The sequence below is a fragment of the Geoglobus sp. genome (assembly GCF_054018175.1).
Genome location: NZ_JBPLZQ010000016.1, coordinates 14,750 through 28,655, shown reverse-complemented (window position 1 = coordinate 28,655; position 13,906 = coordinate 14,750). Strand labels below are relative to the sequence as shown.

16 protein-coding genes and 2 tRNA genes are annotated in these 13,906 nt (G+C 53.3%); 6 read left to right on the top strand and 12 right to left on the bottom strand.

Features of this window, described 5'->3' with window-relative positions:
• From ACXJJC_RS01235 to ACXJJC_RS01210, 6 genes are all read right to left on the bottom strand, one after another.
• On the bottom strand, window positions 1–626 hold a 626-nt coding region (locus ACXJJC_RS01235), incomplete at its 3' end, for a DUF7289 family protein (RefSeq protein WP_456368767.1).
• Window positions 623–3,172, bottom strand: coding sequence for a vWA domain-containing protein (locus ACXJJC_RS01230; protein ID WP_456368765.1), 2,550 nt, complete (start codon window positions 3,170–3,172; stop codon window positions 623–625). The genes ACXJJC_RS01235 and ACXJJC_RS01230, both read right to left, overlap by 4 nt.
• Window positions 3,169–3,588: a hypothetical protein gene (locus tag ACXJJC_RS01225; protein ID WP_456368763.1), complete on the bottom strand. Its 420-nt coding sequence runs from the start codon at window positions 3,586–3,588 to the stop codon at window positions 3,169–3,171. Before ACXJJC_RS01225 ends, ACXJJC_RS01230 begins: the two co-directional genes overlap by 4 nt.
• Window positions 3,576–4,067: a DUF7288 family protein gene (locus ACXJJC_RS01220; protein ID WP_456368761.1), complete on the bottom strand. Its 492-nt coding sequence runs from the start codon at window positions 4,065–4,067 to the stop codon at window positions 3,576–3,578. The genes ACXJJC_RS01225 and ACXJJC_RS01220 overlap by 13 nt, the downstream gene beginning before the upstream one ends.
• Entirely contained in the window at window positions 4,061–4,672 is a 612-nt protein-coding gene (locus ACXJJC_RS01215) for a hypothetical protein (RefSeq protein WP_456368759.1), read from the bottom strand. Before ACXJJC_RS01215 ends, ACXJJC_RS01220 begins: the two co-directional genes overlap by 7 nt.
• 51 nt (window positions 4,673–4,723) lie before the next feature.
• Complete coding sequence (locus tag ACXJJC_RS01210; RefSeq protein WP_456368757.1) at window positions 4,724–5,281, bottom strand: alpha/beta hydrolase; 558 nt, start codon at window positions 5,279–5,281, stop codon at window positions 4,724–4,726.
• A gap of 112 nt (window positions 5,282–5,393) precedes the next feature.
• Between ACXJJC_RS01210 and gatE the strand changes: the two genes are divergently transcribed.
• Window positions 5,394–7,241: a Glu-tRNA(Gln) amidotransferase subunit GatE gene (gene gatE / locus ACXJJC_RS01205; protein ID WP_456368755.1), complete on the top strand. Its 1,848-nt coding sequence runs from the start codon at window positions 5,394–5,396 to the stop codon at window positions 7,239–7,241.
• Here gatE and ACXJJC_RS01200 read toward each other — a convergent pair.
• Complete coding sequence (locus ACXJJC_RS01200; RefSeq protein WP_456368753.1) at window positions 7,238–7,912, bottom strand: CidB/LrgB family autolysis modulator; 675 nt, start codon at window positions 7,910–7,912, stop codon at window positions 7,238–7,240. The two genes, gatE and ACXJJC_RS01200, sit on opposite strands and share 4 nt — an antisense overlap.
• Window positions 7,909–8,238: a CidA/LrgA family protein gene (locus ACXJJC_RS01195; RefSeq protein ID WP_456368751.1), complete on the bottom strand. Its 330-nt coding sequence runs from the start codon at window positions 8,236–8,238 to the stop codon at window positions 7,909–7,911. Before ACXJJC_RS01195 ends, ACXJJC_RS01200 begins: the two co-directional genes overlap by 4 nt.
• Before the next feature lie 104 nt (window positions 8,239–8,342).
• Here ACXJJC_RS01195 and ACXJJC_RS01190 point away from each other — a divergent pair, with 104 nt between their 5' ends.
• The 3 genes from ACXJJC_RS01190 to ACXJJC_RS01180 are packed head-to-tail and all read left to right on the top strand — an operon-like array spanning window position 8,343 to window position 10,819.
• Complete coding sequence (locus ACXJJC_RS01190) at window positions 8,343–9,137, top strand: 2-amino-3,7-dideoxy-D-threo-hept-6-ulosonate synthase (protein ID WP_456368749.1); 795 nt, start codon at window positions 8,343–8,345, stop codon at window positions 9,135–9,137.
• 40 nt (window positions 9,138–9,177) lie between these two features.
• Window positions 9,178–9,867, top strand: coding sequence for a precorrin-2 dehydrogenase/sirohydrochlorin ferrochelatase family protein (locus ACXJJC_RS01185; RefSeq protein WP_456368747.1), 690 nt, complete (start codon window positions 9,178–9,180; stop codon window positions 9,865–9,867).
• Between the two features lie 4 nt (window positions 9,868–9,871).
• Window positions 9,872–10,819 (top strand): Lrp/AsnC family transcriptional regulator, encoded by a 948-nt coding sequence (locus tag ACXJJC_RS01180; protein WP_456368745.1) that lies wholly within the window; start codon window positions 9,872–9,874, stop codon window positions 10,817–10,819.
• Here ACXJJC_RS01180 and ACXJJC_RS01175 read toward each other — a convergent pair whose 3' ends face one another.
• Both ACXJJC_RS01175 and ACXJJC_RS01170 read right to left on the bottom strand, forming a co-directional pair.
• Window positions 10,820–11,119 carry a ribonuclease P Rpr2/Rpp21/SNM1 subunit family protein gene (locus ACXJJC_RS01175; protein WP_456368743.1) on the bottom strand — a complete coding sequence of 100 codons (300 nt, stop codon included), beginning with the start codon at window positions 11,117–11,119 and terminating at the stop codon, window positions 10,820–10,822.
• Window positions 11,109–11,429, bottom strand: a complete 321-nt coding sequence (locus tag ACXJJC_RS01170) for a DUF134 domain-containing protein (protein ID WP_456368741.1) — start codon at window positions 11,427–11,429, stop codon at window positions 11,109–11,111. The genes ACXJJC_RS01175 and ACXJJC_RS01170 overlap by 11 nt, the downstream gene beginning before the upstream one ends.
• A gap of 256 nt (window positions 11,430–11,685) precedes the next feature.
• Here ACXJJC_RS01170 and ACXJJC_RS01165 point away from each other — a divergent pair.
• A tRNA-Val gene (locus tag ACXJJC_RS01165) sits at window positions 11,686–11,758 on the top strand.
• 361 nt (window positions 11,759–12,119) lie between these two features.
• Here ACXJJC_RS01165 and ACXJJC_RS01160 read toward each other — a convergent pair.
• A tRNA-Asp gene (locus ACXJJC_RS01160) sits at window positions 12,120–12,194 on the bottom strand.
• Between the two features lie 111 nt (window positions 12,195–12,305).
• Here ACXJJC_RS01160 and ACXJJC_RS01155 point away from each other — a divergent pair.
• Complete coding sequence (locus ACXJJC_RS01155; protein WP_456368739.1) at window positions 12,306–12,911, top strand: helix-turn-helix domain-containing protein; 606 nt, start codon at window positions 12,306–12,308, stop codon at window positions 12,909–12,911.
• On the opposite strand, the gene cofD is transcribed toward ACXJJC_RS01155, so the two are convergent.
• Entirely contained in the window at window positions 12,892–13,785 is an 894-nt protein-coding gene (gene cofD / locus ACXJJC_RS01150) for a 2-phospho-L-lactate transferase (RefSeq protein WP_456368737.1), read from the bottom strand. The genes ACXJJC_RS01155 and cofD overlap by 20 nt on opposite strands.
• Between the last annotated feature and the right edge of the window lie 121 nt (window positions 13,786–13,906).

Below are 13,906 nucleotides of genomic sequence, written 5' to 3'. Positions count from 1 at the left end.
ATGTACGAATCCCTGACCTGCAGCACGACCTCGTCGCCGTCAACATACGGGCTCAGATTCATGCTCTTGAAGTAGTCCTCCCACAGAAGGTAGTTGCTGCTTTTTATCCTTATCTCGGCCGGACCGGTTTTTATACGGCTGACGTTCTCCAGCGTAATCTTCAGGGTGACGTACCCACCACCCCCTGCGGAGATCGACCCGTTGAATGATATTATCGGCATAGTCAGTGTGTCTCCGGTTAGGTAGATCGGAGGTGCAGACAGCATGTCCCCCCTGCCGCCCCACTTTCCAATTATCGCCCCGTTCTCCATCGCTATTTCCCAGCCGTTCCCGTAGAACACGATTGAGGAGACGTTGTAGGGGGTGCCGTTCACGGTTATTATGGGCTCGTTCCTGAAGGATGCTGAGTAGCCGTTGAAGTGAATTCTTATTGTGGCGGTTGGCTCCATTCCAAATCGCACCTGGTTTATCTTTTCATTGACGTCGAGCATGGTGAAGTATGCGTCTCTCTCCCTGAGGGACTCCTTGCCCTGAAACAGCACCGGCTGGGAGGAAATGAAGAGCATCCCCACCGTGGTGGTTACGATGAACATGATTATTATTGTCCCAACAACTTCGGAGCTCATTTTATCTCCACCACTGCACCCTCTACTGTGGACACCCTCCCCGGAATGACCGAGAGGTTGTAAACCTTGATGGCCCCCGTGAACGGGTAGGGTTCGTAGGTCACGTTGCTTAGCCCGTACACGTCAAGCTCGTACTCCCCGGGCTTGTTGGCAAGTGCCTGGAATACGAGTTCGATTTCATCGTTTATGTAGACTTCGGAGATGTTGACCTGAACAGCCGTACCATTCGGAAGCTGAAAGACTACGGGAGTTCCGGCAGTTGCGTTCCCGCTGACCGTGAGTGTTGGTGTGCCCACAAGCTGGAGGTTGTTCGGAATTACATCTGTTATCGTAACGTTCTTCGCGGACAGCTTGAAGGTCTTGGATATGTCTTTGTACGCGTTGACGAGCTCCTGGTAGTTCGTCGCCGTGTAGAAGCACTTGCTCCCGTCCGGTTTTGAGCTTGCGATTTCCTGCAGGAATGCCGTGTTGGCATCGTACCCGAACGCAATCGTGCATATCGTTATGTTCTCGCTTCCAATGTAGGTGTTCTTGATGGTGTTTGCCTCGTCTATTGCCCTGTTTGCCGCGTCGGTGCAGTATGACGAGCCATCACACCTCGGGTCGTTGTAGGGGTCTGAGGGGTCCCATAGGTAGCTTCCCCACGTTGGCTGTCCGTCGCTCATCAGAATTATCAGCGGTTTCGTTCCGGAGATCAGGGTCGTGTTTTCGAGCAGGACTTCCTTGGACTGGTTCAGTGCGTGGTAAATGTTGGTAGCTCCCGACGGGCTGAGGTCCTTGATCTCCTCGTCGACCACCGTCTTGTTGGTGGTCAGGTATGTCAGCAGGCCGGACGTGTTAACCGCATGCTTTACGGCGTAGTAGTTATAGTCGACCAGACCGACGTAGTCGCTGCTTTCGAGTATGTGGTCAAAGGTTATCGAGGCTATCCTTGCGGAGTCGAGCTTCTGGATACTTGCGTCACCCTCATAAAGTGATGCGTCGAACGCATACGGTACGACGTAGTACGTGTACGTCTGGGCTGGGGCAGGGTTCTCGAGACAGTAAGTCTGGGTGTAGTAGTAATAACAGAAGTCCGGCGGGTAAACTGAGGGGGATTTGACCCAGGCCAGAAAGTCCCCGGTGTACTGGGACGCCAGCTTTATCGCGAGGTACTCGTATTCGTCATTCCTCGTGTAATTCGCCGGAAGTGTCACGTTCTCGCTGCTGTAATTCGCCTTGTACAGCGTGGATGTGGAGTAAACCAGGTTCCAGTAGCCGTCGTATCTGTAAACGTCTATTCTCACCGGAACCTGATTCTCAGGCACGGCAACGAGCACGCTCAGGTTCCACGCACCAATTTCGCTCGAGCTAACGTATGAGTCGTAAAAGTACCTTCCATCGAGTGTGCCCAGTTCACCATTGGCATACCAGACATCTCCGTCAGCCTGCTGGACCCTCATGACGAACGCGTCGTCTCTGTCGAGGCCGTCCCACCAGGGTGACAGACTCGCAGAATCGTCCGTGTACACCCAGATCCATATTGGCTTGCCGAGGAACGACGAATTTATGTCGAGCTGGACATTCCACATCTCCGGCACAACATATCCCGAGAATGATTCGTACTTGGTCTGCCCGTCCATGCTTCCCGATGTGTCTATGACGTGGACGACGGATAGCACGGTGCTTCTGTTTTCAGTGAGGAACCCTCTGCCCTGCAGGTAGATGTGTATCTGAAACGGCTCTCCCGGAGAGACCTGTGGCGGGACGACGAACTTCCTTATGTACAGGTCAGGGTTCGTGGACTCGTTCTTGGTTATCACGAGCGTTGCCGTGTCCGTGTCGTTCAGGCCGTATGTCAGATCGCTGACAGTCAGCGTGAGGTTGCAGTAGGCCGTTACGTTGGGCGAGTCGTAGTAGCAGTAGTTGCTGAATTCAGTCTCGTCCCACCTCACCACGAGGGTGTAGGTAGCGTTGCTCATGTCTCCACTTATCTCAGTCCCATTCCAGAGCCTGATCTTCCAGTTCCACCAACCGTAAGCGGATGACTTGGTGACGTCGATCGTGGTTTCGCCGGTAGTCGTCTCGTTGGCAAAGACTATCGCGGGCCTGAGTATCAGAACTGCGCTTGGAAAGACGACCGACTTTCTGCTGTACTCTATGGTGTGCTCTTCCGAAAGGCTATGGGTGAATCCCTGGGGCTGGAAGTAAAGGGTGGTCGCTCCGAGGCCGAGGTACTTCTGGTACTTTCCGTCGTCTGACTCGATATAAATGTAGCTATATCCGCTCTCGTTTTTGAAGCCCGCAGTGTAGCTCCTGTCACCAATTTTGTCGGGCATGTATATTCTGGCCTTCACGTACCCGTTGCTCGGTGCGATTGTCATTATGTCGACTATCTGTGACGATATTTCTGCGGAGATGTCTGAAAACTGGTTCTCCATCACCTTCCCGAGCTGAATGTCCTTGAGCTGGTTGTTTAGCTGGAGGGACATTACGGCGATGAACAGGGCTATTATCGACATGAGTATCAGGTACTCAACAAGAATTGACACCCCTTTCGAGTTCATATGCACCCCTCCTGCCTGCACAGCGTGGTGTCGTTGTACTCCACCCCCCCACCGATGTAGGTTATCCTGACGTTGAAGTACGACACTGTGTCGGTCAGTTCGGAGGGGTAGCTCGCAAAGACCGATATGTCCGCATACGCCCCCTTCTGAGCGTACAGAAGCCTGATGTCCCTGCTGACGTTGTAGGTGTACTCGTCAAACTCGTACTTCCTTAGGTTCATGTGCCGGGTAAAGTCGTTTTCCACTATGTCCCTCAGGTTTCTGACCTCCTCCTTGGGAAACACCATTATCGCTCTCGAGCTCTCCATTCCCGCCAGGAGGTTCTGGGTGTGGATGATCGAGAGAGCTATGATTATTCCCGAAACGACGAGGGCGAAGAGAATTATCATCTGCCCCCTGTCGTTCATGCCCTCCATACTATCAGCCTCACCTCAACGACTATTGGGGAGTAACTCTTCTCTCCGGGCCTGTAGAACGGAGAATCCGGGCTGAGATCTCCGTTATTCAGCACCACAAACCTGCTCGCCGCAACTGCTTCTGGCGTTGGCCTGTTGTCCACGAGCACGGCAGACTCGATCCTGCTGCCGTTCACCCAGTATATCTCCAGTCTGTAGTTGGCAGGCCGGATTATCCTGTCGAGGGACGTTATGAAGTCCTCGTCTGGTTTGAACGTTCCGTTGAGTCTGGTGAGCATCCCCTTCAGGCTGTCGTTCAGGCCTGGATCTCCGTCAAGCAATCTGAGGGCGTCGTATGCCTTCTGCTTCATCTGTGCATCGCTGAACTCGCTCCAGAGGGGAGAGACCACAAGGGAGCTCTGAAAGAGCGTGTAGGTTACGAGTATGAGCAGTACTGCCCCCATGATCCCCTCGAGGGTCATCATCTGCCCCCTCACCATACGACCACCACCAGCTTCATCGCGCTCCTCCCAGCCACGACCATGGGGTTCAGGATGGCCGAGCTGTTGTCGATCCACACTATCCTCTCGAACCTGGCGAGCTGGACCTCCGGAATGTCCATTCCAACGTCGAGGAGTGGCACACCTGAGGTGTCCAGAACGAGCTCTCTATTGAAGGGGGTTGAGTTCAGCGTTTCGAGGCTGACGTGGAACTCGTAGTTGCTGTCGGGAGTTTTGAGGCCGAGGAGCATCTTCACCGTCTCGTAATCACTCTCGGTTGCGTTTCTGAACTCCACAATTTTGTTGTAGCTCAGCTCGCAGGGCTTTACGGCGAGTCCGGGGAGGAACACGGTATCTGCCCTAAACCAGTTGTACTCCCAGTCAGTACCGTTCTTTGTACCGTTGCTCCACCTCCCCGGCATCTCAGATAGCATTACGGAAACCTTGTATGCCTCGTGAGACAGCGATATCTCGCTTCTCACGTCTCCAAACATTCCCGCTATGATCTGGGAGACAACGAGAAATGACATTAGGAATATTGACAGGCCCACAAGCAGGTCTAAGCTGAACTCTCCACCCTGTGACCGTGAGAATTCCCTCATCACAATAATTGTATTGTGCTCTGGCAGAGATATAAATGTTTCTTCAAGCGTGCCTCAGAGGGATCTCAAAAACTCGCTCACAGCAGAGGAGAGAACGTCCATCTTCCCGGTGTAGAAGTGATCGGTTTCGAGCTCCACAACCTTCTTCGGTTCGCTCATCATCTCGACTATTTCCCTTGACTCTTCAGCGCTCACGATCTCGTCATGGCTCGCGTAGACCACGAGCTTTGGAACGCTGCTGTCTTTAAGCTCTATCTCGTGCAGCTTTTTCAGCGGCGAAATCAGCACGAGGGCATCGCTCTCATCAGCTATGTTGCTCGCGACGACAGCTCCGAACGAATACCCAACCACTCCGACGAAATCGTGCCTCTCCCTGAGGTAGAGCAGCATGTACCTCGCATCCTCCACCTCACCGGTGCCGTTCCTGAATGGCTGCCTGTAGTCGAACCTCAGGGTTGAGAAGCCCGACTTGTGAAGGGCCGAGCTGATGCGCTCGAGCCTCACGTCAAACCTGTTTCCCCCCATCAGCGGGTGGGGTGGGCAGAGGAGAACGCCTCTCTCCCCACGCACCTCGTAGCTCGCCCTTATTCCCCCGGAGACGATTTCGACCATGCTCTCACTTCCCGTGAAACTATAAATCATTTCCCGTGAGCGGGCACGGGCAGGTTACCCGGGGAGATGCTCCACAGAAAACCTTAATACCTGCCAGAGGTCTTTGAGTCTGATGAATTACGCTGATCTCGGACTCAGGGTTGGTATAGAAATTCACCAGCAGCTCGACACAAGGCACAAGCTCTTCTGCAGATGTCCCACAGATTTGAGGGAAACTGAGGACTCGGACTTCGAGTTCTTCAGGTATCTGAGGTTGAAGAGAAGCGAGCTCGGTACGGAGGACAGGGCCGCGAGGGAGGAGGTAATGAGAAGCAGAAAATTCGTTTACAAATTTTACGACACGACCTGCCTTGTGGAGGCAGACGAAGAACCTCCGACAGAGATCAACAGAGAGGCGCTGCTTGTGGGGATTCAGATAGCCAAAATGCTGAACATGGAGCTCGTTGACGAGCTGCACGTGATGAGGAAGATCGTAATAGATGGCAGCAACACCACGGGCTTTCAGAGAACGGCCTTGCTCGCATTCGACGGATACGTTGAGGTGGACGGGAGGAGGATAGGAGTTGCGACGCTCTGCATTGAGGAGGAGGCGGCGAGAAAAGTTGAGGAGAGAAAGGGAGAGGTGGTGTACTCTCTGGACAGGCTCGGAATTCCGCTGGTCGAGATTGGAACTGAGCCGGATATCGACTCGCCGGAGCTTGCAAGGAAAGTTGCCAGGAAGCTTGGCATGATTTTGAGGAGCACGGGGAAGGTCAAGAGGGGCCTCGGAACGATAAGGCAGGACGTCAACATTTCGATAAGGGACGGTGCGAGGGTCGAGATAAAGGGCGTGCAGGATGTGGACATTCTCGACAGAATTGTGGAGTACGAGGTGATCAGGCAGGTTAACCTGCTGAGGATAAGAGATGAGCTCAGGAGGAGGAACGCGAGCGTTTGTGAGGAGATATTCGACGTGAGGGAGGTCTTCAAGAACACGAAATCCAAGATTCTTAAGAGAGCAAAGGCAATAATGGCGATAAAGCTCAGCGGTTTTGCCGGAATCGTGGGCATGGAGATTCAGCCCGGGAGGAGACTTGGAACTGAGTTTGCTGACATTGCCAAGACGTTCGGGCTTGGCGGGATATTCCACACAGACGAGCTTCCGGCCTACGGAATAAGCGAGGAAGAGGTGCGCAGTCTGAAGAGTGCTGTTGGTGCAGGAGAGAGCGATGCGGTCGTCATAGCCTCCGGAGACGAGCAGAGGGTCAGAAATGCGCTGCAGAGAATAATTGAAAGGGCAGAGTACTGTCTTGTCGGCGTTCCCGAGGAAACGAGGAGAGCAAACGAGGACGGGACCACGTCCTACCTCAGACCTCTGCCGGGGGCGGCGAGGATGTATCCCGAGACCGACGTCCCTCCAGTCAGGATAGACGACGAGATGAAGAACGTCGACACTCCGGAGCTGATAGAGGAAAGAGCGAAGAGGTACGCGGAGGACTACGGCCTTTCCCGGGACCTCGCGATGATCATGGCCGATCCGAGGTATTCGGGAATATTCGAGGAGTTTGCCGGGAGTGTTGGGGCAAGCGTAACTGCCAGGGTACTGCATCTCATACCATCCCAGCTGAAGAAGGAGGGTTTCGACGTTGACAGGCTTGAGGAAAGCGATTTCAGGCTCGTCCTCTCACTCATACGCGACGGCAGGATAGCCAAGGAGGGGGCGGAGGAGGTGCTGAAAATACTCACTGAGGAGAAGCTGGACGAGGAAGAGATACTGTCGAGGCTCCAGCCATCCCACGACCTCGACGACTTCATAGAAAAAATCGTGAGGGAGAAGAGAGACCTCATAGCCGAGAGGGGGGAGGGTGCTTTCAAACCCCTCATGGGCCTCGTGATGAAGGAGTTCCGCGGAAAGGTGGACGGCAGGGCAATCGCGGAGAAACTGAAAAACGCAATAAAGAAAGAGCTCGAAAAACTCTAAAAGAGAACGATCGCCAGAAACGGCAGAATGACGGATGTGAATATTCCGTTGAGGGCCATACCGAGTCCGCTGACCGCTCCACTGACCTCGTCGTCGAGGATGATCCTCGCCGTTCCGAGACCGTGAGCTGTCACGCCCATCGCGAGCCCCCTCGCAACCCTGTCATTTATTTTTACGGCATTCATCACCTCCACACCAACCGCGTTTCCCATTATTCCTGTTAATATGACGAGCACCGCTGTTAGAGGTGGAATTCCGGATATCTTCTCGCTAACACCTATCGCTATCGCCGTTGTTATACTCTTGGGGGCGATGCTTCTCGCCACAACTTCGCTCCCACCCAGAACTGTCACGATGGCGACCGCGCTGACTATTGCCACGATACCCCCAACCACGATTCCGGCGAATATCTGCCTCGAATACCGGTGGATGTACTCCCTCTGTCTGTAAAGTGGAACCGCAAGGCTCACGACAGCCGGGCCGAGAAGGAAAGTAAGTATGCGGGCGCTGTCGTTGTAGTAATCGTAGCTTATTCCAGAGAACAGCAGGATCGCCACAATGCTCAGTATCGTAAGCAAAACCGGATTCAGGAGAAACACCCTCTTTTTCGAGTAGATCTCCGTGAAAGCGTAGTAGAGGGCGAGAGTGATGAAAATTCCAAAGGGGTTCATCTCAGCACCTCCACCGTTTTCGCGGTTATGATCAGCGTTGCGAAGAAGCTCAGAATCAGCGCGGTGACAATGGGCAGGAGTTCTGACCTGATGAGGTCAAGGTAGAGTATCACTCCCGCTCCCGGTGGGACGAACAGTATGCTCATGTGTCTGACGAAGAACTCCGCCTCTCGCTCAACCCATTCGGCCTTCACGACCCCTGAAAAAAGAGCCGCTGCGAGGAGAATCATTCCGAGAACGCTTCCCGGAATTGTGAGGTTTGCGGTTTTCGCGATGTATTCGCCCAGAAAGTAAAAGCCGAAGATCACAGCGAGACCCCTGTACATGTTTCCAAAATGTTTAATCATTGACTTTAATGTTTCGCACGTGCCGAAACGCTTATATAACATTGATACTGTGTCTCTTTGTCTCATAGTGACAAGGTGGTGGTATGGAGATTGGGAAGAGGATCAGGCTGGAGAGGATAATAAACAGGGACAGCGGGAATACGGTGATAGTTCCCCTGGATCACGGTGTGAGCATGGGGCCGATAGACGGCATAATTGACCTGAGAAGGACGATAAACGCGGTTGCCGAAGGAGGGGCGAATGCTGTTGTGGTGCACAAGGGAGTGGTGGCGTTCGGACACAGGGGGTACGGGAAGGATGTTGGCCTGATTCTTCACCTCTCGGCATCAACAATGCTCTCACCAGATCCAAATGAGAAGGTCCTCGTTGCGACTGTGGAGGAGGCAATAAAGCTTGGGGCAGATGCCGTCAGCGTGCACATAAACATCGGAAGCAAGACCGAGGCGGAGCAGCTGATGAAGCTCGGAAAAATAAGCAGGGATTGCAGGGAGTGGGGGATGCCACTTCTGGCGATGATGTACCCGAGAGGGGACGGGATAAATCAGTTCGACGTTAAAGCCGTGAGCCTCGCCGTGAGGGTCGGTGTGGAGCTCGGGGCCGACATAATTAAAACCAACTTCACGGGCAGCGTGGAGTCGTTCAAAAGGGTTGTTGACGGCTCCCCCGTCCCCGTGGTCGTTGCTGGCGGAGAGAGGATGAACTCCGACGAGGACATTCTGAGAATGGTCGAGATGGCCATGGATGCCGGCGCGAGGGGTGTTGCGATAGGGAGGAACGTCTTTCAGGCCGAAAACCCCACGCTGATGACTAAGGCAATATCAATGATCGTTCACGAAAATAGGAGCTGGAGAGAAGCTCTCGAGGTTCTCAGGGGTTAATTTTATTAATTTTGTCCTCTTTCTCCCTTCCGGTGATTGAATGAGAATTCCGCTTTACATCGAGTTTTCTGGCAAGAACGTTCTGGTGATCGGTGGAGGTGGAGTTGGAACGAGCAGGGCCAGGAAGTTTTTGAGCGCCGGAGCAAATGTGAGGGTTTTGAGCCTTGATTTCAGCAAAGAGCTGGAGGAGATGGGCGTCGAGCTCGTTAAGGGTGACGCGAGAGACGTCAGAACTCTCGAGGAGCACATAAGATGGTGCGACCTCGTAACTGTAGCAATCCCGGATGTTGGCATAAACGATGTGGTGATGGAGCTTGCCAGAAAGCACGGAGCACTCGTCAACCTCGCCAACGATGCGGAAAGGACCGAGGTGTTTGTGCCTTTCGACGGAGAGGTGGAGGGCATAAAGTTCGCAGTTACCACAGAGGGAAAGAGCGGAGTGGTCGCGAGAGCTGTCAGGGACAGGTTCAGGAGGATTCTCGAGGAGGACAGCGAAATTAAAAACCTGCTCAGGGCGATGGACTTCCTCAAGAAGTACATGAAGGAGAACAACGTTCCCGTTGGCGTGAGAATGAAGATGTACTTTGCGGTCAGCAGCGACGAGGAGTTCAGGAGCCTTGTCAGAGAGGGCAGGGTCGAGGAGGCTGAGGAGTTTGCGTTGAAGTTCCTGAAGGACTATTTAGAGGGCAGGAGGAAGGTTGACGATAGCGTGGTTAAGATAAACTTCTGAGGTGATGGCGTTGGACAAGGAACTCCTGATGAAGGCCCAGTACGAAATGCCCATTACCGAGACTCCCTTCAAAGACCTCGCGGAGAAGCTTGACAGACCTGTTGAGTACGTCATCGAAAAACTCGGAGAGTACCTGCAGACAGGCGTGGTTAAGAAGGTCGGGCCTCAGCTCAACTACAGGGCGTTCAGGGCGATAAGCCATGCCGCGCTCGTCGGTGCGGAGGTGAGGGACAACCTCGAAATTGTAGTAAGGAGGATAAATGCTGAAAGGGGCGTGAAGCACAACTTTCTGAGAGAGCACGATGTCTACAACATATGGTTCACCATAAAGGCTCCCAGCAGGGAGGAGCTCTTTGAGAGGACGAGAGCACTGATGGAGGAGTGCGGGGTGGAGAACTACGTCGTCCTGCCCAGCGTGAGGGTTTACAAGATGGACGTGAAGTACGATCTCTACAGGGGCGTGTCCTACAGCACGAGAATCGAGAGCGAGAGGGAGGTTCCGGGTGTGGAGGAGCTCGGCGTGAGCGCGGAAATGCTGAGAGATATGGAGAGGAACTTTCCGGTGGAGGAGAGACCGTTCAGGAATTTCGCAGAAAAATACGGATACTCTGAAGGCGAACTTGCAGATCTGATAGCTGAGCTCGTGGAGAAAAGGGTCGTCAGGGACTTCTACGCCGTTCTGAACGGTCACAGAGCTGGATTTAAGGAGAACGGAATGAACCTGATAAGAACCGAAAGGCCGGAGGAGGTTGCCAGACAGCTTCTGAAGAACATTCCCGAGATAACACACCTGGTCCAGAGGGAGGTGCCGGAAAACTGGAACTACCCGGTTTACTTCATGATTCACGCGGTGAACAGGGAGACGATAGAGGGCATAGCAGACAGGGCCAGAGAGCTGAAGTGGGTTGAGGAGCTGAGGGTGCTCTACAGCCTAAAAAGCTTTAAGGACTGACTACTTTATTCTGAACCTCCTCACACTTCCGCAGTTCAGGCACGTAATCCTCACGACGCCCCTGCTCACCCTAACCCTCATTCTGTCGTGCCTGTACGGGTGAAGACACTTCCTGCAGAACCTGAGCTTTTTCTTTTTCAGCCTTATTCTGTACTTCTTTGCGATCCTTACCGCGAGCTCCACGTACCTTCTCGAAAGCCCGTAATCCTGGAACTTGGTTTTGTCAGCGAGGTTGAGCAGAAAATCTATCCTCTCCCGCGCTATTCTCTTCTCAAGAGCCTTGTCCCTCTTAACCGCCATCCTCGCACCCGCACCTCTCCACAGGTTTAAAGCACTTTCTGCACCTTCTCACGGCTATGAAGCTGTCGTCAAACTCAATTCTTATCTTTCGAGATTCGAGCATCGCTATTCCAAGCTTTCTTCTCGCCTGCAGCAGCAATCGGCTTATCGTCGGCTGAGAAACCCCCATAAGCTCTGCGGCCATCTTCTGGCTCATTCCCAGCACGTCCACGAGCCTCACGGCCTCTGCCTCGTCTGGGAACATCACGACCTCTCCACCCCTCTCGTGGAAGCTCAGCTCCACGAACCTCTTCCGCTTTCTGCGTGGCATCTGAATATTTATTCAGTTACGGGACTTTTTAACCTTTGCCGTGCGATGCTCGCCAGTCTTCCTGTCCTGGCAGCCACAAATGTGGCCTTCAATGCCACCTGAACAACCTGCCCGCCAGAGTGGATTCGCAGGCATCGATGCCTCTTAAACCTTTCAATTTTAACGAATACATAACGCGAAATATGATAAAATTGTCAGCTGAATTTGACTGAGGAAACCATAAAAATCATAAACCCAGACATTTCTCAGCTTTTGAGGGTCCGTGGTCTAGTGGTTATGACGCCTGCCTCACACGCAGGAGGTCGCCGGTTCGAATCCGGCCGGACCCACTCATAACATCCAATTCTTAAAACTGAAACTTCTGTAACGTTTCCAGTCCTCAAAAAGGTTGCAAAGGCGTTCATTATCTCAGAAATCCTGCCATCGTAGTTTTCCTTCAGGAATTCGTAGTTCTCCCTTGAAAACCACACAGTCATTCTGAGCTTTCTTCTGCCCTTTTCTTGGAATTGGTGCTTTTTTGCGTTTGTTCCATGTGGGCTTCGTGAATGTCCATGGGTTGAGCCTTTTTTACAACCCTGTCTCTCAGACTGGCAGGATGTGGTTAAAGCACTTCCACCAACCAAGTGGTCGGAGGTTTTCAGAGACGCCGACGTTTGAAAAGTGGTGTTAGTGTGTGAGTGATGAGATTAGCGCCCGGGCCGGGATTTGAACCCGAGGCGCGGGCTCGACAGGCCCGCATGTTAGGCCTGGCTACACCACCCGGGCACAATGGCTGAACTCCCTTAGTTTTGAATGTGTTTTTAAACGTTTTGGTCAGAGCGCCCGGAAAGGGATGAAATGGAAACATAAATTAACACAGTTGCCGATCAGACTACCGTGATTGAGCTTCAGATAAAAACCAGGCTTCCGGAAAACTGTGCCCTCGGACTCATCGCGGCCATGCGGGATGTTATAACAAAGGTCGAGGGTCTGACCGACGTTGGTGAGACGATCAAGGGACTGTTTCAGGTCAAGGGAAAGAACGTCAGCCACGCTGTGGAGCATCTTCCCGAGATGTGCGACACCGTCCTTCTATCCAGGGACGAGGCGAAGGTGCTGATAAAGGAGCACACGTGCATGGTCGCACTGCCAATAGTTCAGTCGGGCTGCATACTGAGGAAGGCAGACATAAGCGATGGGGAGATCGTGTGGGACGTGATATGCGATGACGACTCGTTCAAGAGGCTCATGTCGAAGCTCGAGGAGTACGGTGTGGACTTTGACATCCTATACAAGGGCAGGCCCTCGAAGACCGGAACCACGTACAGGGAGGAGGAAATCCTCAGATACGCTCTTGAGAAGGGTTACTTCGATTACCCCAAGAAAATAAGGCTCGAAGAGATAGCCGAGCACTTCGGCATAGCGTCCTCAACACTGTCGGAGATTCTCAGGAGGGGGCAGAAGAAGATACTTGAGAAGTACTTCAAAGAAGTTCAAGAATGAACTCCGAAAGTCTTTTCGCATCTTCTCTCGTCTTCATCACCGTGTCTGTTTCGACTATCTCGCAGTCCGGGTGGCTGAACGCATCTCCTTCGTGCACGACGAACACGTCTATCAGCCCGCCGTAAAAGTCCAGCACACCCTTCGGGCTGATATCATACCCGAGTGCTCTGAGGAACTTTCCGGCCGGGCCGCTTACCGGAGACTTTCCGATTACTGGGGATACTGCAATGACCTTTTTCCTCTCGATCGCCTCTCTGATCCCCCTCACCATCAGTATGGGGTTTATGCTCGTGACCGGATTGCTCGGCCCTATGATCACGGCACGGCTGCTGCTGATCGCGTCTATCACACCATCTGCCGGCTTCGCGTCTTCGATGCCCCTTATGTGCAGGCCCTTTACCTCTGGCTCACCCCTCCTCTTCACCCAGAACTCCTGGAAGTGCATCTCCCCCTCGTCGGTTAGGATGTACGTGGACACGTCCTCCTCGCACATGGGTAAGACCTCCTGTCTGACACCGTGTGCTCTCCTTACCACGTCCACTGCCTCTCTGAGGTTCATCCCCCTCCTGAGCATCTCAGATCTGAGGATGTGCGTTGCCCTGTCGAGGTCGCCTATCATCATCCCCTCGTCGAACCCCAGGGACTTCAGCCTCTCGTGGGTGAGAAACGTGTCACCCCTTACCCCCCACCACCTGTCCTCGTCAATGATCCCCGCCAGTGCATAGATCACCGAGTCCACGTCCGGGCAAATCCTGTTTCCTGAAACCCAGACGTCTTCTGCGGTGTTCACGATTACCGAGAAGTCCTGGTAGATGTCCTTCATTCCAGCGAGAAGCTTTGGAGTTCCGGTCCCTCCCGAGAGGATAGCTATCACGTCACTCACCCCGTGATCCTTGCAGTCAGCGCCCCCATCCCGTCTGTGGTTATGTGCAGTGTGCCGGGGGTAGAAATACGTAACGATCTGATTTACGGAGAAAACGTTAAAATGTTTGCGA

Coding starts and splice junctions, on each gene's coding strand:
- ACXJJC_RS01230 (WP_456368765.1), bottom strand. CDS start 3,172: ATGAACTCGAAAGGGGTGTCAATTCTTGTTGAGTACCTGATACTCATG.
- ACXJJC_RS01195 (WP_456368751.1), bottom strand. CDS start 8,238: ATGTACAGGGGTCTCGCTGTGATCTTCGGCTTTTACTTTCTGGGCGAA.
- ACXJJC_RS01175 (WP_456368743.1), bottom strand. CDS start 11,119: ATGGCGGTTAAGAGGGACAAGGCTCTTGAGAAGAGAATAGCGCGGGAG.
- ACXJJC_RS01180 (WP_456368745.1), top strand. CDS start 9,872: ATGGCGTTGGACAAGGAACTCCTGATGAAGGCCCAGTACGAAATGCCC.
- ACXJJC_RS01210 (WP_456368757.1), bottom strand. CDS start 5,281: ATGGTCGAAATCGTCTCCGGGGGAATAAGGGCGAGCTACGAGGTGCGT.
- ACXJJC_RS01170 (WP_456368741.1), bottom strand. CDS start 11,429: ATGCCACGCAGAAAGCGGAAGAGGTTCGTGGAGCTGAGCTTCCACGAG.
- gatE (WP_456368755.1), top strand. CDS start 5,394: ATGAATTACGCTGATCTCGGACTCAGGGTTGGTATAGAAATTCACCAG.
- ACXJJC_RS01185 (WP_456368747.1), top strand. CDS start 9,178: ATGAGAATTCCGCTTTACATCGAGTTTTCTGGCAAGAACGTTCTGGTG.
- ACXJJC_RS01220 (WP_456368761.1), bottom strand. CDS start 4,067: ATGGTGAGGGGGCAGATGATGACCCTCGAGGGGATCATGGGGGCAGTA.
- ACXJJC_RS01225 (WP_456368763.1), bottom strand. CDS start 3,588: ATGGAGGGCATGAACGACAGGGGGCAGATGATAATTCTCTTCGCCCTC.
- ACXJJC_RS01190 (WP_456368749.1), top strand. CDS start 8,343: ATGGAGATTGGGAAGAGGATCAGGCTGGAGAGGATAATAAACAGGGAC.
- ACXJJC_RS01200 (WP_456368753.1), bottom strand. CDS start 7,912: ATGAACCCCTTTGGAATTTTCATCACTCTCGCCCTCTACTACGCTTTC.